Genomic DNA, 25,566 nt, shown 5'->3' with positions numbered 1-25,566 from the left:
AGGTACCGTTTGCTTTTACTAATTATCACGTTCAAAGCAACACTCACAGGTGTCTTTCCATCATGCGGTATCGCAATCTTCTCAGCAACCGATTGCTCTCTGTAGACCTTTGCATCATGTACTTTTCCTGATCCTCACTTTTTATATTTACAGAGTATTCTATCTCTTTGTTTTATAAAACGCAAGCCTTTTAAATATATTTTGATTTTTCATATCCAATTTTGTACAATCTCCTCTAAAGCCATTCCACGTGAGCCTTTCAATAATATGATGTCCTTTTTCGTTATAACTTTTAATACTTCCTCTGCTATCTTGGCTTTACTATTAAATGACTGTACTTTTCCTGTATCATATTTCTTTCTTGCTTCTTCCGCTACAATTTCAGCTAACTCTCCATAAGTGAATACATATTGAATGCTCTCTTCATTTAACATTTTACCAATTTCTCTATGATATGTTTCAGCATTCTTCCCTAACTCCAACATATCCCCAATTACTATCATTTTTTTCTTATAGGCATTTAATGTCTGTAACGTTTCAATTGCAGCCTTCATTGAAGAGGGACTGGCATTCCATGCATCGTTAATAATTGTAAATCCTGTTTTTGCAGTTAAAAATTGAAAGCGCATATGGGTAATATTTACTTGTCGTAATGCTTCCTGTATTTTTTCTGTAGGGACATTATAATATTGACCTACAGCGATTCCGACAATCGTATTTAAAATATTATGTTTTCCATGCAAGTGAACATCGTACTGTATTTTTGAATCATTTAATTTAAAATGAACACCATATTCATCTAATTGCACGTTTGTTGGAAACAAATCATTTGTATACTTTTCACCAAATGTCTTACAATTTATACTCGATAGATTTTTATTTTGCAAAAGCAATGGTTCATCACCGTTATATAAAAACAAACCATTTCCTTTTAACCCGTCAATAATTTCTAATTTAGCCTTCGCAATCTCTTCTTTTGATCCAAGCGTCTCTAAGTGAGAATGTCCAATCATTGTAATGATCACTACATCTGGCTGTGCTATTATTGATAAGTTTCGAATTTGTCCTTTTTCACTCATCCCCATTTCAAGAATTAAAAACTCTGTATCTCGTTTCATCTCTAAAATTGTTAATGGTAAACCGATTTGACTATTAAAATTGCCCTTTGTTTTATGCACACGATGAGTTGTACTTAAAATCGTGCTTATTATATCTTTTACCGTTGTCTTACCATTACTACCTGTAATTCCAATTACTTTTACATTTAGCTCTTTTCGATAAAATTGTGCCAATTGTTGCAAAGCAAACAAAGTGTCATCAACAAATATAATTGGCATCCCTTTTGGCGGAGTGCCGTAAGACTTTTTCCATAAGGAAGCGACAGCTCCATTATCGAATGCCTCTTTCACATAATCATGTCCATCTTTCACCCTAATGATTGGAACAAATAAATTTCCTTCTTTCATGCTTTTGGAATCTATGCAGACACCATGTATCTCTATGTGATGAAACGATTCTTGTAACCCTTCACCACCTACTACTTCTTCAAGTTTTTTCAAATTCATTTGAATCAAACTATCACTTTTTTTCCATTTTATTACATAATTTCCGTTTCATTTACGCATATTGATAAAGTGAAACTTTAATCAGTGGGGATTTTGTTCCTCCTCACTGATTATCAGCCCTCACCAATCGGGCTTTTACGAGCAGTTGATCCCCCACCTAACTTCTTTGCTTTCCCTGAATTTTGAGGTGGAGGGTCTTACTGCCCGTTAATGCGGGATAAAAATTTTATAGCGAGGTGTTTATATGAAAAAAGCGATTAGTTTCTTTCTTCTTTTGTTATGCCTAATTGCAGTGAATGAAACATACGCCTATTCACCAAAATCTTTACCAATCTCCCAAAACTCTGATCAATGGAAAGTGAGTATTGATGAACCGAAGAACATAGATAAAAATATGCTTCAAGCTAAAGAAGATGAATTTAAAACATATCAATTTTCAGTAAAAAATGTTGGTAACAGTGAAGTATATAACGTACAAGTCGAAGTATTCCGCAACGAGCCAAAAACAAAAACGAAATATGAACTTTTCTCACGAAAGGAAAGTCGCTTAGCAAGTGGAAAAACTGGATTTGAACATACTAATTTTCCCGTTGCCACAAAATCAAATGAAGTTGATGTAATCATTACTTGGCAAGAACACCCTTTCCGCTCGATGCGAAACGGTCAAAAAGTTGAGTCTAGAAAATTTAAAGAGCATTTTGTTTTTAAAGATGAAAAAAATAAATAGAATGCGTATAAATTCACACTATCATTCCTATAGCTTACTTTACTAGTACCAGTGCTTAAGCAAATTAAAAAGTCGTGGCTTATAAACGCCACGACTTTTTATATTAATTCGTACTAATTCCTCTTGCTGTCCAAATACGATCGATATCAGCAGCATGTTGTCCGCCATATAAAAGAGCATCCGCTTGCTTAATCGCTTTTGCTCCATCACTGAATTTAGAGTTTGGTGTTAATGACCAGTGTGATTGTAAAATAATTTTCGTTGCTACATCACGTCCAAAAGCTTGTGCCATTTCGTATTGGCCTTGTGCCCAAATTTCCCCATCATCATGTACCTCATTTGTAACATCTTTCGGATACACTTTATTCGTATCTAAACGGCGTAAGCACGTTGGATCTGAACTAGAATAAGCAGCCGCATCCCATTCTCCAACACATGCTTTTCCGTAGCCTGTTGTCGATACTGCATCTTCATACGTAGCACCTAAGAAGTCACCAAATCCTTCTCCCATCGCTCCGCCTTCTGCTGAACTACCAAAGCCAGGAACTTGGTTATCTTGAATTGAATGTCCGTATTCATGTGCGATAATACCAGCATCTTCTGCATCATCTACTCCGCCAGTACCAAAAGTTAAAGCTTTCGTTGTCGGAGAATAAAATGAGTTATCATCTGTCGTTCCATTCACATTCACTTTAATAGAGCGATTATTAATATTTTTAAAACCCAACCCTTGAATGTAACGTTGTATTGTATCGATATGATAATACGACATAACATCTTCAAAGCTATCATTTGCACGTGTATAGTTAAATTGTAAATTTGTAGATTTTGTTTTTGCTTTTGAAGAAATCGTTACATACTCTCCAATTAAAAATCCTGTCCCATCTAAACCTTTTAACGTAACAGCCTTCAATTGATTCGTTAACGCTGTTGAATCTGCATCGTTATTATCTTTTAAGCCTACTTTGCTACCGCTAGATACGACTGGGTTAGGTAAAAATACTTTTCCTGTCCCTTCAGCTTTTCGGTTTATATCAACCTTTTTAATTAACTTCCCATTTTCTGCATCAATAAATGTTTCCCATGCACCAAATGGATTATTAGAATGGACTACAACTTTATATACTGGACGAGCAATTCCCTCTTCCACAATATATCCGAATTCTTTCTCTGTAGGAGCCCATAAGTTTTGCTCACTTGCTTCTCCAACATACGCCATTGATTTTTGTATTGCATCTTTTTCACTAATTTTTGTCGTTACTTCCTTCACACCTTTAACGGATTGATAATCAGATACAGCAAGTACTCCCTTTCCCTCTCCGTTAAGAGTAACTGTAATTTGTTTTGAAAATACAGGCGCACCATTAACAACTTGTTGGAATCTAACATATGAAGCTACTGACGTTTCTGTTGTAGAAATATATTGCAAGTCTGAAAGGTCTGTTTTCAATCCATACTGTGCAGCATTTTCTTTTAAATATTCAGTTGCTTTTTTCTGCGGCGAATAAGCTTCTAGCTTTACTTGCTGCTGTTTTTCCAATGCCGAAACCGTAGAAATCGTCCCCATTACTAACGGCACAGTCATTGCCATTGCCACCATTTTTTTATTAAACATAGAACCACTCCCCCTAATAAAGTAGCTCAACCTTATCCCATTACCACTAGGCAATCATTCCCCACAAAATGGGAGGATAAAAATTGAATCTACGAGTAATTCTCTATAAACAATTCTATTACCTTTCCATTTAGGGTGAGTGAAATTTTCTCAATATTTATGTATAAAATGAGAAAAATACTGTAGAAATATATTTCTACAGTATTTTATTTAGTATGCTATGAAGAAAGACCTTTGCTAGCGGTCCTATCGCATGAATTATGAGGAAATTCTAATCATACAAAAAGGAAGTTGGAATGATTCCAACTTCCTTTTTTCTTTAATGAGCCGCGCTTAATTTAATTCGAACTTTCGCTTCACCTAAAGATAGTTCATCGTCTTCATTCGTTAAGTTTCCAAATGTAAATTGCTTAACGAGTAAGTTTTCTTCCAACAACTCTTTATGATTCGTTAACGTTCGCTTTAGTTCTTCCTCTGTATCAAGAATAACATCGACTCGTAAATTAACTGGTAAATTCAACTGCTTACGATATTCTTGAACCGCTCGAATAAATTCACGCGCTACTCCTTCTTGTAACAACTCTTCCGTTACATTCGTATCTAACATAACTGTATATTGTCCGTTAGTCGTATTAGAAAATCCTGATTTTGCGACTTTCTCTACTAGTACATCTTCAGCTGTTACAACTACTTCTTCTCCTGATGCTGCTTCGTAAACTGCTCTTTCTGTAGATACAAAGTGTTGTACTTCTTCTTTTGATAATTGTTTTAACCATCCATTTAATGCATTCACATTTTTACCAAACTTCGGCCCAGCCGCTTTAAAATTCAGCTTTAATTGATAGGACATATATTTCGTTTCATCGAGTTCAACATGAAACGCTTTGACATTTAGCTCATCCATGACGATATCACGATAAGATTCCCAATCCATATCATTTTCATTATGCGCTAGTAATACAAGTTCTGCTAACGGCTGTTTTACTTTTAAAGAATGTTGATTACGGTTACTTCTTCCAAGTTCAACAACTTGTAAAACAGCATCCATTTCCGCTTCTAATTCCGGCTGAAGTAGTGATTCATTTACAACTGGATAATCCTCTAAATGAACGCTACTTCCAGTTAAATTTAAATGAATATCTTCAGCGACAAACGGTGTAAATGGTGCAATTAATTTACTAATTGTCACAAGCACTTCATGAAGTGTCTCATACGCAGCTGCTTTTTCAGCATTCATACCAGCTTCCCAGAAACGATTACGTGATCGTCTTACATACCAGTTACTTACTTCATCTACAAGCGCCGCGATTTCACGAGCTGCATTCGTAAATTGATAATCATCAAGTGCTGTTCTCACTTTTTTCGTTGTGCTATGCAATCTTGATAATACCCATTCATCCAATTTCGTCCGCTTTGCGTCATACGTTTCTTTCGGATTATACTCATCTAAATTTGCATATAAAACGTAGAAGCTATACACATTGACTAATGTATCTACAAATTTAGACTTTGCTTCCAGTACTGTTCTTTCCGAGAAACGTTTCGCATTCCATGGAGCACTGTCAACGAGTAGCGCCCATCTTAATGCATCTGCACCAAACTGATTTACTAAATCAACTGGATCTAGTGCATTCCCTTTACTTTTAGACATTTTCTGTCCTTCTTCGTCTAATACATGCCCTAGTGATAACACTCGTTTATAAGGCACTTTTCCTGTATATAGTGCTGATACTGCTAATAAACTATAAAACCATCCACGTGTTTGATCAATGCCTTCTGCAATAACATCCGCTGGAAACTGTTCTTCAAATAACTCTTTATTTTCAAATGGATAATGATATTGCGCAAATGGCATGGAACCACTATCAAACCAAACATCAATTACTTCTGGTGTACGATTCATTGTACTTCCGCATTTTTCACAGCTAACTTGCACTTCATCTACATATGGCTTATGCAATTCCAAATCTTCAGGTGTTTCTTTCGTACTATGCTTTCTTAAATCGGCAATGCTTTTCGGTGCGAATTGATGATCGCAACTTTCACATTCCCATACGTTTAATGGTGTTCCCCAATATCTATTTCGGCTAATATTCCAGTCCACCATATTTTCTAAAAACTTACCAAAGCGTCCATGTTTCATATGGTCTGGATACCAAGTAACAGAATCGTTATTTTGCAAAAATGTATCTTTAATTGCAGTTGTTCGGATTAACCAACTCTCTCCTGCATAATAAAGAAGTGGTGAATCACAACGCCAGCAATGTGGGTAGCTATGTTCATACTTTTCTTTATGATATAGTAAACCTTCCTTCGCTAAATAACGAACGATATCCACGTCACAATCTTTAACAAATTTCCCTTTCAAAAATGGTACTGCTTCTGTATATTCACCTTTCTCATCTACAACATGCAAGAATGACAATCCTTCACTTTGAACGACTCTATAATCGTCCTCCCCATATGCTGGAGCAATATGAACGAGTCCTGTACCACTATCTGCCGTGACAAAATCGGCTGTGATAACGTGATAGCCATTTGTAACTTCTTTCATTGGAAATGGCGGCATATAAGATGTGTTTACTAATTCTTCACCTTTATGAACAGATAATACTTCATAGTCTTCTTTTAATACATCTTGTACACGTTCTTTCGCAACAATATATACATGACCTTCTTGTTTCGCTTTCACGTATTCCATATTTGGATGTACAGCGAGCGCAACATTTGCTGGAAGTGTCCAAGGTGTTGTTGTCCACCCTAGGAAATATTCATTTTCACTATCTTTCACTTTAAACTTAACTGTTGCACTTAAGTCTTTTACTGTTTTATACCCTTGTGCAACCTCATGTGAACTTAGTGAAGTTTGACAACTTGGGCAGTATGGTGAGACTCTATGCCCTTTGTACAATAATCCTTTTTCATGAATCGTCCCTAAAATATGCCATACACTTTCGATATATGGATTCTTTAGCGTAACGTATGGATCATCCATATCTACCCAATAACCGATGCTTTCAGTGAATTCGCGCCACTGCTTCTCATATGTGAATACACTCTCTTTACACTTCTGAATAAATGGCTCAATTCCATACTCTTCGATTTCATGTTTACCAGAAATACCGAGTTGCTTCTCAACACCTAATTCTACAGGTAAACCATGTGTATCCCATCCCGCTTTTCTTAACACTTTATAACCAGCCATCGTTTTATATCTTGCTACTACATCTTTAATTGTCCGTCCAAGCGCATGACCTACATGCGGTAATCCATTCGCCGTTGGTGGTCCTTCATAAAATACGAAAGACTGTGCGCCTTCTCGATTCTGAATTGATTGCTCGAAAATACTTTGCTCGTTCCACTGCTTACGAATACGTGTTTCTCTCCCTACAGCTGACTCTTTTACATCTACTTTCTTCATCTACAATCACTCCTTTTGAATATTTTAAAGCACACAAAAAACCCGTCCCTATGAAGTAGGGACGGGTTTAACCGCGTTACCACCCTAATTCTATTAGCTCTTCGCTAATAGCACTTAGCAACGTACTATCATACGTGTTCTTTGTAACGGTAGACATCCGTCCGGGCTTACTTATTTTCAGCCTCGGCTCCTCGGAGATGATTTTCAAATAATGTCTGCACACCGGCTTTCAGCTATACACCGGCTCTCTGGGGAACAATTCATTATTTTACTCGTTCTCGTCTTCAGATTTGTATACTTTATTAAAAGCTATTTTATGCCATTGGGCAATAAATTGTCAACTAATTCGAAATATATATTTATTTATATCCTTTTTTCACTATTCCTATACAATTTCTCAAATTCTTGTATTCCAGCTAAATCTTCATCTTCTTCAATAAGCTCAGCAAAGAATCCTGATTCATCCTCACGAAGAACAATTTCAAGCTCTTCCTTCGCCTCTTCAATTCTGTTTAACTGTGCTAAATAACAAGCGCGATCGTATCTTGCTAACAAATCACTCGCATCTATTGTTAATACATCATTTGTTATTTTTTCTGCCTTTAGTGTTTGTCCGGCACCATGATACGAAGATGCTAAAGAAAGAAGAATTGCTGCTTCATTTGGATGATGTATAGAAGCATTTTCTAATACATGAATTGCCTCTTCAAACCTTTCTTGACTTTGATACATTTCTCCTAAAGCAAGAAACGCTCTACTTACAAACGGTGTTTGCTCCATTAATTGTAAGGTAATCTTTTCTGCTTTTCTTTCTTCTCCTATTTTAAAGAATACTTGCGCTTGTAAAAGAAGCGTATCATAATCATCTGGTAACTCTCGAACCATTTGCTTCGTTATTTCTGAAGCATCCCGTAACATATCTTCTTCCTCACACGCTATGAAAAGATTTACAAGTTGCTTCGCTACATCGTAATCCCATTTATTTTCTAACGATGTTTGCAATACATCTTTCGCCTCTTTATACATCGCCACATTCTCGTAAAATAGTGAAAATCGCTGCGCTGCCATACTATTTTTTTGATTTAACTTTAACGAAATTTCATACAAATCAATGATTGTAGTAATAATCGAAATTTCTTTCGCACGGTTTTTCATACGATAAAAAGCTCTCGTAATTATGGATTTCTTCGGCTGTTCATTTTGTTGACGTTCAATCCATCTTTCCGTCACCGCAGATGCAGCATACATAAATGCCATACTTCTTTCTGCCTTCTTCACCTTTAATGTATGAAGAAAATCTCGTATGTTAGACAATTTCTTATGTTGTTCTATCGCTTTTACATACACATCAAATATTCGTTCATTATTTGCATCTTTTTGTATAACTTTCATTGCAATTTCAATTGCTTTTTCATCTCTTTTTTTCACTAACACTTTGGCATAATGATATAGAACTTCTATATGCTCACTATCTAATTGAAGTGCCTCTTCAATCTGTGCTTGTTCTTTATCTATTTCATCCATCGCTCCATACACATATGCAATCGCATCTAATCGCCATATTTCAGGTGCTTCGTCCGCTAATTGTTCTAGTTCTGTCAGTAACTCTTCCTGAAGACTCATTTCTACTGAAAGCTGCGCCAAATATTCCATATTAATATGCATCGGCTCTTCTTTCATAGCCTGAACCATATGACTTTGTTCTTTAGAACGATTTTCTTCTTTTTCGTATATTTCTGCAAGCTGTAAATGTACACCTTCGAAATTCTCATCAAGCTCTAAACATGTTTCATACGCTTGTTTTGCTTCCGTCAATTGCCCTAATACCATAAGTGTTTCACCCATTCGGTAATAAGGTAATGCCGTTTCCTTTTGTTCTATCGCCTTATTATACCTTTTCATCGCTTGGCCGTACTGCCCAATAGATTCATATAAAATACCTGTATAACAACCGTATTCGCTTATTTCATTTCTTTCTTTGTGTAACGTTCTTAAGAATGCTATACCTCTTTGTACAAATACCGTTCCTTTAATTCGATTCACATATTCATCTAACGCACTTGCCACATTATATTCGCTCTGTTTTATACCACTCTCTAACTTAGACAAAGCTACTTTAAACCCTTCTTCATTTCCACCAAGTTCAACCTCAGCATCCCATAGAACCATTCCCGCATTCATAAGAAAATCTTGGCTCTTTTCAATTTGTTTTTCAATACCGAGAATATATTGTTTCGCTTCCTTGTATTGTTCTTTCGCCATATAAACTTGCGTAAGTCCAAAGTGAGAATAAACATCATCATGATTTTCTTCTAATGCACGATTATACAATGTTTCTGCTTCTTCCAGACTATCATTTTGAAAATGATAGTCACCGAGTTTTACATATAGAGGTGCCTTATCGTCACAATTCTCAATACCTTTTAATAAAATTTCTTTCGTACTTTCCTCATCCTTCAAATCAGACTCGTATATTTCCGAAAGTTTCGTATAGATGTAAGGTGCATTACTATCCAAATAAATCGCTACTTTAAGCCCTTTTATCGCTAAATGTAATTTCCCTAAATGATGCGCACATCTCGCGCGCTCATACCATACATGTGCCTCATTTTTATTCTCTCTTAATAGGTCATTAAAAATTTCATACGCTTCTTCATATCTTTCTAAATCTATTAATATTAATCCGTGATTCGTTAAAGTGAATCTTTCTGGACTACGTTCTAAAGCAACTTGAGAAAACTGCAACGCCTTTTCAGATTGATCGATATACATGTATGATAAAGCGAGAAAACTCCAAGTAATCGGCTGATCTGCGTCTAATTGTAATGATGAACGAAAACTTGAAATCGCTTCTATATAACTCTCCTGTTCAAAAGCATATCTTCCGTTTATTAAATGATATAAAGCACGATTATTTTTCTTCTCAACACTTGTCAGCATTTGCCCGGCTTTTTCTAATTCTTGAAGGCGAATAAAGCACTGCGCACCATGCAATTTAACAAAATCTGAGTTTGGAAACTTCTCCATTAACTTTTCAATACAACATATAATAAACTCATTATCTACTTCAACATCTAAATGCTTAACCGTATATAACCACGTATTCGGATTATCACTCGTCTCTTTTAAAAATTGTACTAAGTTATGAATCCCCTCTTTATCATGTTCATCTAAATGATCCGTAAGAGAAAAAACAGATTTAAAATAATGATTTTCTTCTTCATTTAAAAATGCTAATCGCTCCTTCTTTTCTTTCGGAACAAACGTAATCGCTAAACAACCTGTGTAACGATATTTTTCTTGTAACTTACTATATTCCACAATAACTGGTTCTATAAAGTTCGGATCTTGAACATAAAAAGCTTGTAACGTATCATCATATCCAGATAGCACTTGTACATGTGAAGCATGCTCAATATCTATACTTAATAAAACAGGAATCCCTTCATCCAGCAGTCTCTTATAATTTTCCTCATTACCTTTAAAATAACGATACTCATAACCTAATTGTTCTAAATAAGAAACAGTATCTGAAAACTTTGAGCCTGTCATATCAAAAATAAACTCTGCTATTTCATCTTGTGTACGTTTTTCTCCCCATAATTGCAACATCATTTCTAAACTTGTCGGAACACAATAATTATCCTTTTGTACAATCGGAACTATCGGTAAGTGCACCTTTTTTCCATCTGGATTTTTTTCTAAATTATGATATAAAGACTCTTTTAAACTTTTTTCTTCTTTTAATAACTGTTGTAAATCTACAAGTTTATTCATTTTGTAAAGCGCTTCTGCACGTAAATGTACAAAGTAAGCTTTATACGCATGATAAGGAAGCTGATTATTTATATTATCTATTACCGCTAACATTTCTTCATACTTCCTTAAATCTAATAAATATTTTACCTTTTCAAAATGAAAATATGGTACTTGCGGGAACTTTACAATCGCATCATCAATTAGCTGTAAAGCACGTTTTTGTTCTCCTTGATTCGCATATAACTGTGATAATAAATAGGTAGATAACTCTTCACAATCTTTATGCTGCATGCCAGCTATAAATTGTTCTTCTGCTTTCTCCCATTCACCTGTATGCATATAGACGTAGCCCCATTTATCAAATACGGCACGTGAACTGTACTCCTCTGCCTTTTGCATATAGATTAGGGCTTCTTCATTTCGTTTCATTTCCAACAAACATCGTACTAACGTAAAATATGTTTTCGCTAAAAGATCAGCTTCTATTTCTTCTTTATTTACCTCTTCTAATGAGTCTTTTAACAACTGTTCTACTTCAAGTATTTTCCGCTCATCAATTAACTCATCACAATATAAAGAGAGCGTTCTCATATTTGGGAATTTTTTGTAGGCGTAGCGAATGAGGAATGAACTGTATTGGTGCATAAGCCCTTCATCAGTAAGACGTATTAATATGTCAAACTCCTTATGCGAAGGAACACTAGCAAGCCAATTCTTCAAATAAGATAAAGCATTCTTTTCTTTTATATATGAAATTTCATTATTTATTTCCTGTAATCCATCTATAAATCTCTTGTCTTTCAAACAAGCATCTAACTGCTTAAAATCTAGCATGTATTCACCTCGAATATTTATTTATACTGCTACTTGCTTAGATTTTACACATCATATTGTAGGTATTCAACTAAAATCTCTTATAATGGATGGTATTAATTAATATTATTCAAATTTATAACAAAATATAGTAAAAATGATTGTTTTTCTCCATATTTTGTTTAATTAAATGGAATAACATAACATGAGAATCTTATCTTTCTGAAACTGAAATGAGTACATAAAATTATATCGGCGATAATTCAAATATATCAGCAATTATACGGTGGATATCGACTTACCGATAAAAAATGACAATCCTCAATAAACCGCTATCTTTCAACATTCTATTTCACCAAATGTAATTTTCATATTCGGTGCATATACTAAAGAAGAATGCAATTGAAATGCTTTAAAAAATCGTAGTTCAGCTTCATATTGAGTTAGCGCATCATCATATGTTAGCCCTCTAGCCATTAAACGTTCTATAAAATGCTGTTTATCACCCGGATCCCCTGCAATCCCTTCTTCTTTTAATGAATGATACAACCTTTGTTTATCATTATGGTGCATATTAGAATCTAAAAAGTTCACTTTATCACTTACTCTACATTCAATATTTTTTACGCCTAGTTCACTTAAAAACATCGGTATTTTCATCTTTTCCGCTTCTCTGCATGTCACTTTCAAATAACTTCTGCAAAGCACCTAGCCTAATAATTTCCGATTGATTCTCTCCATCTAAAGAGTATGAAGACATATTTGATATGCAATGTGGTTCAAAACAGATTATTTTTCCGCCCTTTTTAATTGAATGTATCATTTTTTGTAGTATCGTTTTTGGCGAACTCATATGTAATAAGAAAGCATGACAAATTGCTATATCGTATGTATCGTTCAATTCAATTTCTGTAGCATCTCCCTCAAGAAATTCTGTCTCATACGGAAGTAAACGAAACAACTCTCTCGCTTCAGCTAGTAATGTTTCTCCACTATCAATGCCTGTATACTTTGATCCTTCTGGAAGTAAAGGCATTAATACTACGCCTAAATAACCATATCCACAACCATAATCAACGATATGTAATGGCTTAGTAATCTTCCAAACTGTATTTACTAAAAAGCTGACATAATCGTCATTGTAATATAAATCTCTCGTGTTTTTTAAATATTTTAATTTACTGTTCCAATCGTATGTTTCCAAGTTTAACACCTCCTTTTTATATATGACATTACAATTCTCCATTTAATAAGGACATTCCTACACCTGAAACAATTCTAGAAAAATTTAGATTTAATAAAATAAAACTTCTGCTTTCATATTTTCTATAAAAATAAATAGGCATACATATCTACTATGATACGTATACCTATTTATTTTACATCTCCTCAGGAGCATCCACCCCAAGTAATCGTAACCCCTCTTTTAAGACAACTGTCACAGCATACACTAATGCAAGTCTGCTGTCTTTCTCTTTACTCTCTTCCAATATACGTACATTTCCGTAATATTTATTAAACGATTGTGCTAGATCTAATACGTATTTCGAAATGATTGATGGCTCATTTTTGTTGAAGGCTGCCTCAATTACTTGTGGGAATTTATTAAGTAATTTTACGACACTCCAGCTATGATCATCTTTTAATGCAAACGTACACGTTTCAAATTCTACACTTTCTTTTCTTAAAATAGAGCAAGCACGTGCATGTGTGTACTGTACATACGGTCCTGTTTCACCTTCAAATTTCAGCATATTTTCTAATGAGAATTCAATATTATGCATACGCTCATTTTTTAAATCATGAAAAATAACTGCCCCTACACCAACTTGCTTTGCTACTTCTTCTTTTTGTTTTAAGTTTGGATTTTTCTCTTCAATATTTTGTATTGCAAGGTCTATTGCATCTTCAAGTACTTCTTCAAGTAAAATAACTCTTCCTTTACGTGTCGACATTTTCTTACCGTCTTTTAAAATGAACCCAAACGGTACATGTTCCATGCCCTCAACCCAATTGTAACCAAGCTTTTTTAATACAGTGAAAAATTGATTAAAATGTAAACTTTGTTCTGGGCCAACTACATATAACGCTTTATCAAATGCATATGTGTTTTGACGGTATACAGCTGCCGTTAAGTCACGTGTTGCGTAAATCGTCGCACCATCTGATTTTCTAATTAAGCAAGGCGGCATTCCCTCTTCTTCTAAATTAACGACTAACGCGCCTTCAGACTCTTCAAGCAAATCATGTTCTTCTAAAATTCCAATAAAATCTTCCATTAAGTTATTATAAAAAGCTTCTCCTTGAAAATTAGTAAATTCAACACCGAGAAGTTCATAAATACGAGAAAATTCTTTTAAGGATTCGTGACGGAACCAATTCCAAAGCTCAACCGCTTCTTCATCACCTTCTTCTAATTTCTTAAACCAAGCGCGTCCATCTTCTTCTAGTTCTTCGTCGTCTTTTACCTCTTCATGGAATTGAACATATAACTTAAATAGTTCACGGATTGGATCTTCTTTAACTACTGCTTCATTTCCCCATTTTTTATAAGCGGTAATTAACTTTCCAAACTGTGTGCCCCAGTCTCCAATATAATTAATTCCTACAACTTCGTAGCCACATTTTTCAGCGATATGTTTCAATGAATTCCCTATCATTGTAGAACGTAAATGCCCCATTGAAAAAGGTTTCGCGATATTCGGAGAGGAATAGTCGATAACTACAGTCTTTTCACATCCAAAGTGATTTTGACCGTACTTTTCTTTCTCCGCTAAAATCGTTTTTAACACTGCATCACTTACAGTTTCACGATTAAAAAATACATTTACGTAAGGACCAACAGCCTCTACTTTCGTAAAGAACAGATCATGTAATTTCTCCGCAACTTCCTTTGCGATAATAGCTGGTGATTTTTTATATTGCTTCGCAAGTGAAAAACATGGAAATGCCGCATCTCCGAATTCATCTTGTTTCGGCGTTTCGATTAAATCTAAAATTTGGTTTTGTGTTAATTCATTCGTGAAAATATTAGATAAACTTTCCGCAAACTGCGTTTTATAATCCATACTACAACCTCCTTAATTTTTAAAACACAAAAAACTCGTCTCTAAAAAGAGACGAGTTTTAACCCGTGGTACCACCCTTGTTGTTCATTACGAACCACTTTCCCGTTTATAACGAGGACAGGGGGCCTCGGCTTACTCTACTATTCGTTCAAGAAGCATCTCCGAAGTGCGCTTCATCTTTTTCTTCTGCACTAGGCTCACACCACCCCTAGCTCGCTTTCCTTCAAAAAAAGACTACTCTCTTCGTCACCGACAGTATATTTAATTAATTATTGCTTATTATACATCTTTTCAAACAATTAGCAAGGGTCAATTACACCAAAGTGAAACTTAGCACTTTTTCTTTTGTATACGTGAAAATTGTGTTTTTCAAATCTAGAACTACGGAAATGATCTTTCAAAACGACACGCTTTCTCGCCACACGCTTCGCTTCCGCAATTGTTTCATCAGTAATATCATGATACAAAGCGAAGTGTTTTAATCCTTTTATTCCATCTGATTCTATAACAGTTTCTTCAAACATTGGGTCAAGGTACACGACATCATAACTATTATCTTCACATTGTGTTAAAAATGCGTAATGCTCCGTTTGTTTCACATCGATTCGTTGCATTGCCTCATCAATTTCAGAAACAGATGAAGACCATGTTTTCAAACCATTTTCCATAATATAAGCCATATACTCATTGCCTTCAAGTCCCGTTACTTTTCCTCTTTCACCAACAATATAACTAGCTACAATACTATCTGATGCCATGCCAAGCGTACAATCTAACACTGTCATTCCGGTCTCTAATTGCGTGGCTTGTACAAACGGATCATGTTCTCCGCGCATTAACCTTTTCACACGAAACATCGCTGAGTTTGGATGAAAGAAAAACGACTCTTCCGTTCCTCTCGGATAAATAGCTAATCGGTTTTTCCCTACAACAAGTACATCTTGTTCATACTGCTCATGCAGTTTATGTACTGTTACGTCATTACGTTTAACGAAAGAACGATTTAATTCTGCTGCTACCTTGTTTGCATAATCTGTCATTTCTTTGTTCGTTCTTCCTGCTGTTGTTACGATCATTTTTTCACCTCTATATAAAGAAAAGAGGGAGATTTACTCTCCCCCTTCTTTAGCAATTCTTTTCGAAAGCTTGTTCTAAGTTCGTAATAATTTCGTCCATAGTTGCACCTTCAATTTCATGTCGGTGAATGAAGTGAACAACTTCTTTTCCTTTTAACAATGCCATAGATGGTGAAGATGGAGGAATTTCTCCGAAGTATTCACGCATTTTTGCAGTAGCATCTTTATCTTGGCCTGCGAATACAGTTACAAGATGATCAGGTTGTTTTTCAGCACGAACAACTGCTTGACCTGCTGATGGACGTGCTAAACCAGCTGCACAACCACAAACAGAGTTTACAACTACTAAAGTTGTACCTGCCGTGTTTTCCATAAATTCTGTTACAGCTTCTTCTGTAGTTAACTCTTCAAACCCAGAACGCACTAATTCTTGACGCATTGGGATTACCATTTGACGCATGTATTCTTCATAAGCATTTGACATCTTGTAATCTCTCCTTCAACTTTCATTCCAAATTCATCATATCACGCTCTATTACTAGGTGCAAAAGAAAGATTACGATGATTTCATTTTTTTGTAGGGATTTCACAAACCCCTTCACGGCAATGTCCAACTGGTACAAGTTTTCTATTGTTAGCGATATAATCGTATACTTTACTTCCAAATCCAAGTACAATAGATAGTTTTATAAAAGGCACGGCAAACCAGTAAGATGGAAAAGCCTTTGCTAATACATGTATGCTATGAATCCCGTCATACCACTTATTATTTTTTAAAATATACAATCTTTGTTCCATCTTGCTTTGTAGTTCTTGAGAGAGTTCATACTTCTCAACTACATCTTCATCTCGAAATGAAACAAATTTCATCTTACCCTTTTTATCTAATTTTTTCGTACGTTCTGCAACCGCCGTACACATCGGGCACCAACTATCATAGAAAACAATCATACATTATTCTCCTTTACGAGACTCCGTCATTTGTTTCCATACAGAACCTTTTGCTTCTTCTCCGCCTTCAATACGCTCTAATGCTAGACGCGCTTGCATCGCTACTTCAAACTCTGGATCATCCTGCGCTGCTTTTAATGCCGGAATCGCACTTTCATCTCCAAGTTCAAATAAGAACATCGCTGCACGCCAGCGTACTAATTTACTTGAATCTTTCAGAGATTTAATCATAACGAACATCGCTGCTGGATCACCTACGTCAGATAAGCAATCGCCCGCTGTACGGCGAACACTTACTGAACGATCTAATAACGCTTTATATAATAACGGCAATACTCCATCACCTTTTACCATACCTAAATACGCTGTTGCTAAACGGCGGATCGAAACTTTTTCATCATCTAACGCCATCTGCAACACTAGCATATCTTCTTCAGTAGGATCCATTTGTTCTAATGCCGCAAAACGGTTTTTCCAGTCAGCATCTTTCATCATCTCTTCTGTTACTTTATATGGCTCACGCTTTTGAATCGTTACTTCAACAGCACCTGCCTGGTTTAATAATTCTTTAACTGTTTCATTTACACGTTCTTCTGAATAAGCAGCAACAATCTCTTCCACTACTTCTTTCCCGATTTCTTCAAAATTACCGTAACGTGTACTTTGTTCCACCCATTTACGTTCTTTTACAACGTTTGGTGCAGACATTTGAACTTTCATAATTGATTCTTTAAAACGATCTGGTAAGCCAACACGTTCTTCTGTTGTTCCATCTGTTAACTTTACTTGCATTGGAATTGTAAAGAACATTTGAACAAACACTTTCACTTCTCCAAAATGAGCAAGTTGTTGTCCTTCACTCTCTTCTACTACCTCTTCGCCGAAAACAGCACGAACTTGTTGTAATAAAACTTTCCAATCAAACTTTGCATTTCGCTCCACTGCTAAAAAGTCGGCTACATGATATACACCTTTAATGCCTTCAATTTTCAAAATTTCTTGCACTTGCATTGGTGCTTGTTCTTTATTTTCATTTGTATAATTATTACGCGCTCCTGATGGTAATACTTCATTCAAAATAACTTTCATTGTATTTGGACTTGGCGTCGGTTCAATTGCTTTAATCTTCACGTAAAAAACTCTCCTTTATTGCATGTTCTTAGCTGTATTGTAACATGTTCCACCTCTTTAAACCTACTCGGATGCTTTATCTTGCTGATTTCTTTCAATCATCATACTTTTCATTCTTTCTCTTTCCACCTAATTCCCCCAAACCCATTGTTTAAAATCCCATCTTATTGCGATGCGCCCTCCCGCCTTCTCTCCAAAAATGTAATGCTCTCAATTACAACTTCCGTTTTATATATTCTCTTACCTTGATCATCCTCGTAATTACTCGTATGAATACGTCCGGTAATTCCAACAAGAGACGCCTTCGTACAATATTCAGTTACATTCTCAGCCGATCTGCGCCAAACGACACAATTAATAAAATCTACTTGTTGCTCACCTAAACTATTTCGAAAACCTCTATTCACCGCAACACATATTCGTGCATAAGCGACCCCTTGCTTTGTGTAGTATAATTCTGGCTCCTTTGTCAATCTACCGATTAATACAACTCGATTCATCATATGTTATACCACCTCACATATTTTTCTTTATTGTAAAGAAAAATGTATGAAGGGTAAAAAACGTAAAATAATATATTTTAAAGTAAAAAATATTATTTTATATGCTGTAAAAGAAAAAAAGAAACCTTACATATATTAAACATGTAAGGTTTCAAAATTTATACTTCACTACAGGAAATGTAATATCCACCGCGAGCCATCTTTATCTCAACACGATACATTACATTTTCTAAGTAAAAAGTAATCGGTTTAACTTTACTCTCAAAATTCAATTGTTCCTGACATTCAACCGCATACCTTTCGATAGCGGAAATAATAACTTCTGATGATGGATACGTTAAAGCATCTTCTAGTTCTATGAAAAAACTTTTAGAAAATAGTTTTTTCATAATCCCTTTCTTCTCTTTCATCATATTCCATCCCCCTTCAATTTGAGTTACCAACAACCATATTATACCATTACCGAAATTAACTTGCATTAACAGGCAGTATAAGCCTCACTGATTAAAATTTCACTCTATCTTTGAAAATAAAAAAATCCTGCATTTTTCATGCAGGATTTTTTTATTAGTCATTTTTCGTAAAGTAAGAAACGAAACGAAGAATTTCTAAGTATAACCAAACTAATGTAAGCATTAGTCCCATCGCAGTGTACCACTCCATATATTTCGGAGCTTGACTACGTACACCATTTTCGATTAAATCGAAATCTAGTAATAAGTTTAATGCAGCAACTACGATAACAACTGCACTAATAATAATACCAATTGTACCGCCTTGGTGAATGTACGGAACAGTTACACCAAACATGTTTAGTAGAAATACGACTAAATACATAACCATAATTCCAAGTGTTGCTGCCATCACGCCTGTACGGAATTTATCCGTTACCTTTACTACACGCGTTGCATATAACACTAACATTGCAAATAGAATTGAGATTGTTAGTAATACAGCATTTAAAACGATAGAATCGCCAAACTTCATTGTATAAACCGCTGAAATACTACCTAATACAACCCCTTCTACTGCCGCATAGATTGGTGCACCAAAAGGTGAAATACGTGGGAAGAACATAGACGCAAATGCGATGATTGCCGCAACGATTAAAGCACCAATTAGTACTGGCATCTTCATCGTCCCCTGCATCATCTGTATGTATGAATAGACAGACGTTGCAAGTAGCAAGATAAGCATAATAAACGTTTTGCCTACTGTTCCGCCAATCGTCATCGCAGAAGCACTTGCTCCCTCTTTACGGAATGCCTCTTTTTTCAACATTGGATTAGATGTTCTCATTTTTTCCCTCCTAAAATAGGTTCTACCAATAGTGTAAAGTTTTTCTCTTTACTTTTCAATATATGCAGCTTGTTTTTATTTTAATCCTTCAACGATGTCTGATAGTTCACTCCATCTTTCCATCGTTTTTTCTAGCTCTTCTTCTGTTTTTTGCTGTGCTTCAGATAATTCTTGTGCCTTTGTGAAGTCAGATCCAACTTTCGCAAGTTCTTCTCCAATTGACTCAATTTTCTCTTCTAGTTCGGCAATTGTATCTTCAATTGTTTCCCATTCACGCTGCTCCTTGTATGAAAGTTTACGTTTACGTTGTTGTTTCGGAGCTTCTTCTACCACTTTTTTCTCTTTTTGAACTTCCGCCTTCTCAATAAGTTCTTTCGTCTTTTCCATTTCTAAAAAGTCCGTATAACTACCTAGGAATTCACGCACTTCGCCTCCACCACTAAAGATGAACAATTCATCTACTACTTTATCTAAGAAGTAACGGTCATGCGATACAGTTAAAACGACACCTGGGAAATCTTCTAAATAATCTTCCAGTACTGTTAATGTTTGTGTATCTAGATCATTCGTAGGTTCATCCAGTAATAGTACGTTTGGTTCTCCCATTAAAATACGTAATAAATATAAACGTCTTCTTTCCCCACCAGATAGTTTACCAAGCGGTGTACCATGTGAGTGCGTCGGGAATAAGAAACGTTCTAGCATTTGAGATGCACCAATTACTTTTCCATCTGTCGTATGAATAACTTCTGCAATCTCTTTAATGTATTCAATCATACGCTGATTTAAATTCATCTCTTCATTTTCTTGCGTATAATAAGCAACTTTTACAGTTTGTCCTACTTCAACTTCACCACTATCAGGAGCTAACTTGCCTGCAAGCATATTTAATAGAGAAGATTTTCCGCTTCCATTCGCTCCAATGATTCCGATACGATCTCCTGGTTTCACAATATGATTAAAGTTGTGTAATACCGTTTTATCACCGAATTTTTTCGTTACATCTTTTAACTCAAGTACTTTTTTACCGAGGCGACTGCCGCTAAGCGCAATATCAACTGACTGTTTTGCAGCTGGTCCTTCTTGACCTTTTAACTCATCAAATCGTTGAATACGTGCTTTTTGCTTTGTCGAACGAGCTTTTGCACCGCGGCGGATCCATGCTAGTTCGCGGCGATATAAGTTTTGACGTTTTGATTCTTGCGCAATTTCTTGTTCTTCACGAAGTGCTTTCGCTTCTAAAAATGTACTATAGTTTCCTTCGTAACTATATAGTTTACCATTGTCTAATTCAAAAATACGGTTTGTCACACGATCTAAGAAATAACGATCATGGGTTACAAGTAATACCGCACCATTATATCTTGCTAAATATTCTTCCAACCATTCAACTGTCTCATGGTCAAGATGGTTCGTAGGCTCATCCAAAATTAATAAATCAGGTGTTTCAATAAAACATTGCGCCATTGCAATACGCTTTTTTTGTCCACCAGATAGGTTTCCAACAGTTGCTGTAAAATCAGTAATTCCTAATTTCGTTAATAACGATTTTGCATTCGCATTTGCTTCCCATGCACTCATCGCATCCATACGTTGCTGCACTGCAAATAATTGTTCCTGTACTTTTTCATTACTTGGATCTTTTTCGATATTTAATAACGATTGTTCATAATCACGAAGAAGACGAATTAAAGGTGTATCACCATGGAACACTTGCTCTAATACTGTTAGTTTTTCATCAAACTCTGGTTGCTGTGATAAATAACTAATTGTATACCCACGGGAATGCGTCATATCACCTGTATCAGGAGTTTCTAACCCTGCAATAATTTTTAATAATGTCGATTTACCAGTACCGTTTACACCAATAATTCCGACACGTTGTCCTTCTGTAATACTACATGATAATCCATCAAATAACGGTTTTTCTCCGTATGATTTCGATAAGTTTTCCACAGTTAACATTTTCATATTTGTGCATTCCACTCTTTCATAAATTGTTCAATAAACTGTTCCATATAACGATGACGAACTTCAGCCTCTTGCTTTGCTGCGTTCGTGTTCATTAAGTCTTTTAGTTTCAAAAGTTTTTCATAAAAATGATTTAAAGATGGATCGTTATTTTTTCTATATTCATCTTTCGTCATCACTTCACGTGGAGGAATAGTTGGATCATACATTAATCTCCCTTTCGCTCCACCATACGCAAATGTGCGAGCTATTCCAATTGCTCCAAGAGCGTCTAAGCGATCCGCATCTTGAACAAGCTTCCCTTCAAGTGAATCCACTTTACCGCCATGACCACCTTTATAAGACATATTGGCAATGATATGAAGAACATGTTTACTTTCCTCTGCTTCAACATGTAACTCTTCTAACCAATCAGAAACTTTTTTCATTCCTGCTTCTTCACTTTCATTTAACTTCTCATCTGCCACATCGTGAAGTAATGCTGCCATTTCAATTATAAAACGATTTCCCCCTTCTTGCTCGGATAAAGAAATCGCCAGTTTATGTACGCGTTCAATATGATACCAATCATGCCCACTCGCATCTTTTTCTAAAATATGTTTTACAAAAGTAATTGTTTTTTGAATCTTTTCTTGTTTTGTCATTTTATCTTCACCCAGTTACTTATTGTAACACGCCCGCATTTTTTCATCACATATTTTCTTGTCCGCCCATACACTGGGTGGTAGGCATCATCATGAAGGAGGAATAAATATGTTCTATAATAACCAACCGCCTTATCCACAACAACCATTTTACCCTCAGCAACAGGACCAAAGATACACACAACAATATGAAAAACAAGAACAACAATATGAAGAACAAGAACAACAATATGAACAAAATCCATACGCAACACCACAAAATCAAGAAGCTAATTATCAACAAAACGCATACGACACACGTCCTAATTATGAATATCCTCAAAACCCATATGCAGCACCACAAGATCAAGAACAACAATTTCAACAAAATCCATACGCAACAACGCAAAATCATGAAACTGAATATCAACAAAACTTATACGACACACGTCCTAATTATGAATACCCGCAAAATCCATATGTAGCACCTCAAAATCAAGAACAACAATTTCAACAAAATCCATACACAACTCAGCCGCAAATGTATCAACCAAACTATGACGCGCGTGTTTCACCACCGGCACCTCAAACGATCGATCCAACACAACCACAAATTTTGCCACCAGGACCAACACTCGATATTACACAACCTCAAATCTTACCCCCTGGACCAATTACAGAACCAACACAACAACAAATCCAGCAAGTGGTCGGTACACAGTTTTTACCTTTAAAGAAACCTGTACTAGATTTCGTAAAACCTTGGGTAGATTACGGTTTAAATGAAGCAAAACATACATCACACAAACACGCTTTAACAGAAGTTGCTGCGATTATGTTTTTAGTTGGGAAAGGATTCAACCCGACGATTGCACATTATATTGTGGAATCTTGGGAAAAGAATGAGCAGTTTTAAGGGTGTTCATTTGATAAAACATAAAAAATATAAAAGTGCCAAATCCCTTATACCACAAGGGGTTTGGCGCTTTTTAGTATCCAAAATATAGTTTATTAGAATAATTATTTTTATGGATTTTCATACTTTTTTATATAATACGTGAACAAAATGTGAGCAAATATGTGAACATAAACGGCACACGAAACGCCTTTACTATTTTGAATTTCATATCAGGGCAAACCATTTACTTTAACTTTTAGATTCACAGTAAACCCTAATTCTTCATCATCCAAAGTATGTCTAAACTTGGGCATACTTTTTCACTTCATATATACGTAGACTTCACATGCAGTTACATAGTATATTTTCCCTTGGCTGTTGTGTACTTTATATTGCGGTGAGCCATTAACACTTATTTTGGCATCGATAATGAAACCAAGTCCTTCATCTACAGTTCCAGCTACATCTTTATCAGACCAAGAAGCAGAATCATAGAAGCGAAGGTTGTCCACTTTAGAAACAACGCGTTTTCCTACTTCAGAACTTGCAGCAGAAGTTTGTTCCCCTTGATATTTAATGTAGGATGGATTGTTATAAATCCATTGATTACCACCAAGATTTAACCAATTACCTTGCTTTCCCCACACTTGATAGGATTCATCTTTACTTAATTGACGGATAATACCGTAATTTGTTGATGGTCCATTTCTAAGGTTTACATTATATCCATCGATATAAGCAAGCCCTGTTGTCCATGTTACGTTTTGAGAAGGTTCTTGTGGTTTTGGTTTAACTGTAACTGTTTCGCCTTCATACGCCTTTTGTACATCCGCTCTGAATTGTGATTCTGATACACCATGACTACGAAGGTAATCAAGCGGATCTTCGTGGTCGGTTCCACCTAATTTGTAAGTAATATCTTTATGTGTCCATAATCCTTTGCTTGGATGAATTCCTCTATCTTTTAAAATTTTAGCTAATAGTTTTATATAACGTTCATAAGAAGCTTTAAATTTAGCTGGATTACTAGTTTCAGAAAGCTCTACGTGAACAAATCGTTTGTTAGCAGCTGGTCCAGCACCATAAGCGATATATTTTGTATCAGCAATTTGGATTGTTTCATCCCAATCTACTGCATAATGAACAAAGGCAGAGCGCCATGTATGAGACTCATACTTTTGAATATTAATTGCTGGTGCTTCTGGTGTTGCTGTACTATGTGCTACAACGCCCTCATACGCGCCTACACCGTTGCGATACGCTTGTTTCGGCAAGTCTTGGATAATATATGATGTGTTACATTAGATGGTATTTTAACTATCTTTCCATTAAATGGGTTGAGTTGAGTTTGTTTTGTTAGAACAAGGTAAATCTATCAATTCTATTAAATCCATCAATTTAACTATTACATATTCATATTCAATTCATATACTGTAGTAGTTTGCTAGAAAGGAGGCGTAACCATGGAAAGTTGCGTTGTGTTTGTAAATGGCCAACCTTTTTTAGTTCTTACAGTAGCAGGTATCGAGATTGCTAGATTAGAGATTTCTCTTCAAGTAGCATTAGCTCTAAGAGTGCTTGGAATACCGATTTGTGATTAATTAGCATATCAAAAGAAAAAGAGGGATTCAGCCCTCTTTTTTATTTTCTTATCTTTCATTTGCACCAATTTGATTCATCATTGACCCATTACGTTCATGGCATTTACAACCATCACGTATCGTATGAGAAGCCTCTTTAAATCCACAACTTTTATTCAAGCACCATTTTTTAAATGGTATTTTCAAAGTACAATCTCCTCCAAAATAAAAAGAACCTGAATGGATGCTCTGATATCAATTATTTATTTGTATTTTAATTACGGTAAATGAAGTTTTACCCTTCTTCCAATCACCTAATGTTGCTGCACAAATCTTTTTATGCATTATTAAGTAACTGGAAGAAGAGCTAAAGCCCTTCTCCGTTTATACAACGTAAATTGCAATTGAATGTAAAATTAAGAAACAACTGTTCATCCAATCTGCAACCATCGCCACCGGTTATGACGATCCATTTTCAGTTATCAGGAATTTTATAAGTGATGTTTTCCGCCACTACTCACAATACAAATATATCACGTTGATTCCTAAACAGCCGGCACATTTAC

Annotated in this window: 19 protein-coding genes, 1 pseudogene and 3 other annotated features (1 of these 23 cut by a window edge); of the genes and pseudogenes, 3 read left to right on the top strand and 17 right to left on the bottom strand. The window is 35.5% G+C overall.

The window, feature by feature from the left end:
* Window positions 1-144, bottom strand: a binding site (T-box leader); it reaches 68 nt to the left of the window's first position.
* Window positions 145-209: 65 nt separating this feature from the next.
* Window positions 210-1,565, bottom strand: coding sequence for a UDP-N-acetylmuramoyl-tripeptide--D-alanyl-D-alanine ligase (locus tag MKX31_RS08905; RefSeq protein WP_340981548.1), 1,356 nt, complete (start codon window positions 1,563-1,565; stop codon window positions 210-212).
* A 244-nt stretch (window positions 1,566-1,809) separates the two neighbouring features.
* Between MKX31_RS08905 and MKX31_RS08900 the strand changes: the two genes are divergently transcribed.
* On the top strand, window positions 1,810-2,292 hold the full coding sequence (locus tag MKX31_RS08900) for a hypothetical protein (RefSeq protein ID WP_340980619.1): 483 nt from the start codon (window positions 1,810-1,812) through the stop codon (window positions 2,290-2,292).
* A gap of 103 nt (window positions 2,293-2,395) precedes the next feature.
* Here the strand turns inward: MKX31_RS08900 and MKX31_RS08895 are convergent, their stop codons facing one another.
* The 14 genes and pseudogenes from MKX31_RS08895 to MKX31_RS08830 all read right to left on the bottom strand — a co-directional run bounded on the left by MKX31_RS08895 (window position 2,396) and on the right by MKX31_RS08830 (window position 22,543).
* Entirely contained in the window at window positions 2,396-3,907 is a 1,512-nt protein-coding gene (locus MKX31_RS08895; protein ID WP_340980617.1) for a M36 family metallopeptidase, read from the bottom strand.
* Between the two features lie 319 nt (window positions 3,908-4,226).
* A complete protein-coding gene (gene ileS / locus MKX31_RS08890) occupies window positions 4,227-7,328 on the bottom strand; it encodes an isoleucine--tRNA ligase (protein ID WP_098111902.1) in 3,102 nt (1,033 codons plus the stop codon).
* 54 nt (window positions 7,329-7,382) lie between these two features.
* Window positions 7,383-7,622 (bottom strand) — a binding site (T-box leader).
* A 69-nt stretch (window positions 7,623-7,691) separates the two neighbouring features.
* On the bottom strand, window positions 7,692-11,921 hold the full coding sequence (locus MKX31_RS08885) for a bacteriocin-processing peptidase family protein (protein ID WP_103655004.1): 4,230 nt from the start codon (window positions 11,919-11,921) through the stop codon (window positions 7,692-7,694).
* A 318-nt stretch (window positions 11,922-12,239) separates the two neighbouring features.
* Window positions 12,240-13,104 (bottom strand): annotated as a pseudogene (locus MKX31_RS08880) (class I SAM-dependent methyltransferase).
* A gap of 175 nt (window positions 13,105-13,279) precedes the next feature.
* Window positions 13,280-14,968, bottom strand: coding sequence for an arginine--tRNA ligase (gene argS, locus MKX31_RS08875; RefSeq protein WP_340980616.1), 1,689 nt, complete (start codon window positions 14,966-14,968; stop codon window positions 13,280-13,282).
* Window positions 14,969-15,012: 44 nt separating this feature from the next.
* Window positions 15,013-15,227 (bottom strand) — a binding site (T-box leader).
* A gap of 40 nt (window positions 15,228-15,267) precedes the next feature.
* Window positions 15,268-16,044 (bottom strand): class I SAM-dependent methyltransferase, encoded by a 777-nt coding sequence (locus MKX31_RS08870; RefSeq protein WP_103655002.1) that lies wholly within the window; start codon window positions 16,042-16,044, stop codon window positions 15,268-15,270.
* A 49-nt stretch (window positions 16,045-16,093) separates the two neighbouring features.
* Window positions 16,094-16,528 (bottom strand): BrxA/BrxB family bacilliredoxin, encoded by a 435-nt coding sequence (locus MKX31_RS08865; RefSeq protein ID WP_000063705.1) that lies wholly within the window; start codon window positions 16,526-16,528, stop codon window positions 16,094-16,096.
* Window positions 16,529-16,611: 83 nt separating this feature from the next.
* Complete coding sequence (locus MKX31_RS08860) at window positions 16,612-16,995, bottom strand: thiol-disulfide oxidoreductase DCC family protein (protein ID WP_262787107.1); 384 nt, start codon at window positions 16,993-16,995, stop codon at window positions 16,612-16,614.
* A 3-nt stretch (window positions 16,996-16,998) separates the two neighbouring features.
* Window positions 16,999-18,126, bottom strand: coding sequence for a conserved virulence factor C family protein (locus MKX31_RS08855; protein WP_064473949.1), 1,128 nt, complete (start codon window positions 18,124-18,126; stop codon window positions 16,999-17,001).
* Window positions 18,127-18,290: 164 nt separating this feature from the next.
* Window positions 18,291-18,629 carry a single-stranded DNA-binding protein gene (locus tag MKX31_RS08850; RefSeq protein WP_064473950.1) on the bottom strand — a complete coding sequence of 113 codons (339 nt, stop codon included), beginning with the start codon at window positions 18,627-18,629 and terminating at the stop codon, window positions 18,291-18,293.
* A gap of 158 nt (window positions 18,630-18,787) precedes the next feature.
* On the bottom strand, window positions 18,788-19,042 hold the full coding sequence (locus MKX31_RS08845; protein WP_000975142.1) for a DUF4318 domain-containing protein: 255 nt from the start codon (window positions 19,040-19,042) through the stop codon (window positions 18,788-18,790).
* A gap of 154 nt (window positions 19,043-19,196) precedes the next feature.
* Complete coding sequence (locus tag MKX31_RS08840) at window positions 19,197-19,928, bottom strand: Bax inhibitor-1/YccA family protein (RefSeq protein ID WP_001260655.1); 732 nt, start codon at window positions 19,926-19,928, stop codon at window positions 19,197-19,199.
* Between the two features lie 75 nt (window positions 19,929-20,003).
* Complete coding sequence (locus MKX31_RS08835) at window positions 20,004-21,899, bottom strand: ABC-F family ATP-binding cassette domain-containing protein (protein WP_064473952.1); 1,896 nt, start codon at window positions 21,897-21,899, stop codon at window positions 20,004-20,006.
* Window positions 21,896-22,543 carry an HD domain-containing protein gene (locus MKX31_RS08830; protein WP_000165957.1) on the bottom strand — a complete coding sequence of 216 codons (648 nt, stop codon included), beginning with the start codon at window positions 22,541-22,543 and terminating at the stop codon, window positions 21,896-21,898. The genes MKX31_RS08835 and MKX31_RS08830 overlap by 4 nt, the downstream gene beginning before the upstream one ends.
* 109 nt (window positions 22,544-22,652) lie before the next feature.
* Between MKX31_RS08830 and MKX31_RS08825 the strand changes: the two genes are divergently transcribed.
* Entirely contained in the window at window positions 22,653-23,438 is a 786-nt protein-coding gene (locus MKX31_RS08825) for a hypothetical protein (protein ID WP_149173281.1), read from the top strand.
* 302 nt (window positions 23,439-23,740) lie between these two features.
* Here the strand turns inward: MKX31_RS08825 and MKX31_RS08820 are convergent, their stop codons facing one another.
* A complete protein-coding gene (locus MKX31_RS08820; protein ID WP_064473954.1) occupies window positions 23,741-24,706 on the bottom strand; it encodes an N-acetylmuramoyl-L-alanine amidase in 966 nt (321 codons plus the stop codon).
* Window positions 24,707-24,883: 177 nt separating this feature from the next.
* Between MKX31_RS08820 and MKX31_RS08815 the strand changes: the two genes are divergently transcribed.
* Complete coding sequence (locus MKX31_RS08815; protein WP_000443221.1) at window positions 24,884-25,021, top strand: DUF3956 domain-containing protein; 138 nt, start codon at window positions 24,884-24,886, stop codon at window positions 25,019-25,021.
* Between the two features lie 48 nt (window positions 25,022-25,069).
* Here the strand turns inward: MKX31_RS08815 and MKX31_RS08810 are convergent, their stop codons facing one another.
* Window positions 25,070-25,207, bottom strand: a complete 138-nt coding sequence (locus MKX31_RS08810; RefSeq protein ID WP_340980611.1) for a hypothetical protein — start codon at window positions 25,205-25,207, stop codon at window positions 25,070-25,072.
* Between the last annotated feature and the right edge of the window lie 359 nt (window positions 25,208-25,566).

The sequence above is a fragment of the Bacillus sp. FSL M8-0063 genome, assembly GCF_038005545.1.
GTDB lineage: Bacteria > Bacillota > Bacilli > Bacillales > Bacillaceae_G > Bacillus_A > Bacillus_A wiedmannii.
This window is presented reverse-complemented; position numbering and strand designations above follow the sequence as displayed.

Coding starts and splice junctions, on each gene's coding strand:
- MKX31_RS08815 (WP_000443221.1), top strand. CDS start 24,884: ATGGAAAGTTGCGTTGTGTTTGTAAATGGCCAACCTTTTTTAGTTCTT.
- MKX31_RS08905 (WP_340981548.1), bottom strand. CDS start 1,565: ATGAATTTGAAAAAACTTGAAGAAGTAGTAGGTGGTGAAGGGTTACAA.
- argS (WP_340980616.1), bottom strand. CDS start 14,968: ATGGATTATAAAACGCAGTTTGCGGAAAGTTTATCTAATATTTTCACG.
- MKX31_RS08870 (WP_103655002.1), bottom strand. CDS start 16,044: ATGATCGTAACAACAGCAGGAAGAACGAACAAAGAAATGACAGATTAT.
- MKX31_RS08830 (WP_000165957.1), bottom strand. CDS start 22,543: ATGACAAAACAAGAAAAGATTCAAAAAACAATTACTTTTGTAAAACAT.
- MKX31_RS08900 (WP_340980619.1), top strand. CDS start 1,810: ATGAAAAAAGCGATTAGTTTCTTTCTTCTTTTGTTATGCCTAATTGCA.
- MKX31_RS08885 (WP_103655004.1), bottom strand. CDS start 11,921: ATGCTAGATTTTAAGCAGTTAGATGCTTGTTTGAAAGACAAGAGATTT.
- MKX31_RS08840 (WP_001260655.1), bottom strand. CDS start 19,928: ATGAGAACATCTAATCCAATGTTGAAAAAAGAGGCATTCCGTAAAGAG.
- MKX31_RS08865 (WP_000063705.1), bottom strand. CDS start 16,528: ATGTCAAATGCTTATGAAGAATACATGCGTCAAATGGTAATCCCAATG.
- ileS (WP_098111902.1), bottom strand. CDS start 7,328: ATGAAGAAAGTAGATGTAAAAGAGTCAGCTGTAGGGAGAGAAACACGT.
- MKX31_RS08835 (WP_064473952.1), bottom strand. CDS start 21,899: ATGAAAATGTTAACTGTGGAAAACTTATCGAAATCATACGGAGAAAAA.
- MKX31_RS08825 (WP_149173281.1), top strand. CDS start 22,653: ATGTTCTATAATAACCAACCGCCTTATCCACAACAACCATTTTACCCT.
- MKX31_RS08895 (WP_340980617.1), bottom strand. CDS start 3,907: ATGTTTAATAAAAAAATGGTGGCAATGGCAATGACTGTGCCGTTAGTA.
- MKX31_RS08850 (WP_064473950.1), bottom strand. CDS start 18,629: ATGATGAATCGAGTTGTATTAATCGGTAGATTGACAAAGGAGCCAGAA.
- MKX31_RS08860 (WP_262787107.1), bottom strand. CDS start 16,995: ATGATTGTTTTCTATGATAGTTGGTGCCCGATGTGTACGGCGGTTGCA.
- MKX31_RS08845 (WP_000975142.1), bottom strand. CDS start 19,042: ATGATGAAAGAGAAGAAAGGGATTATGAAAAAACTATTTTCTAAAAGT.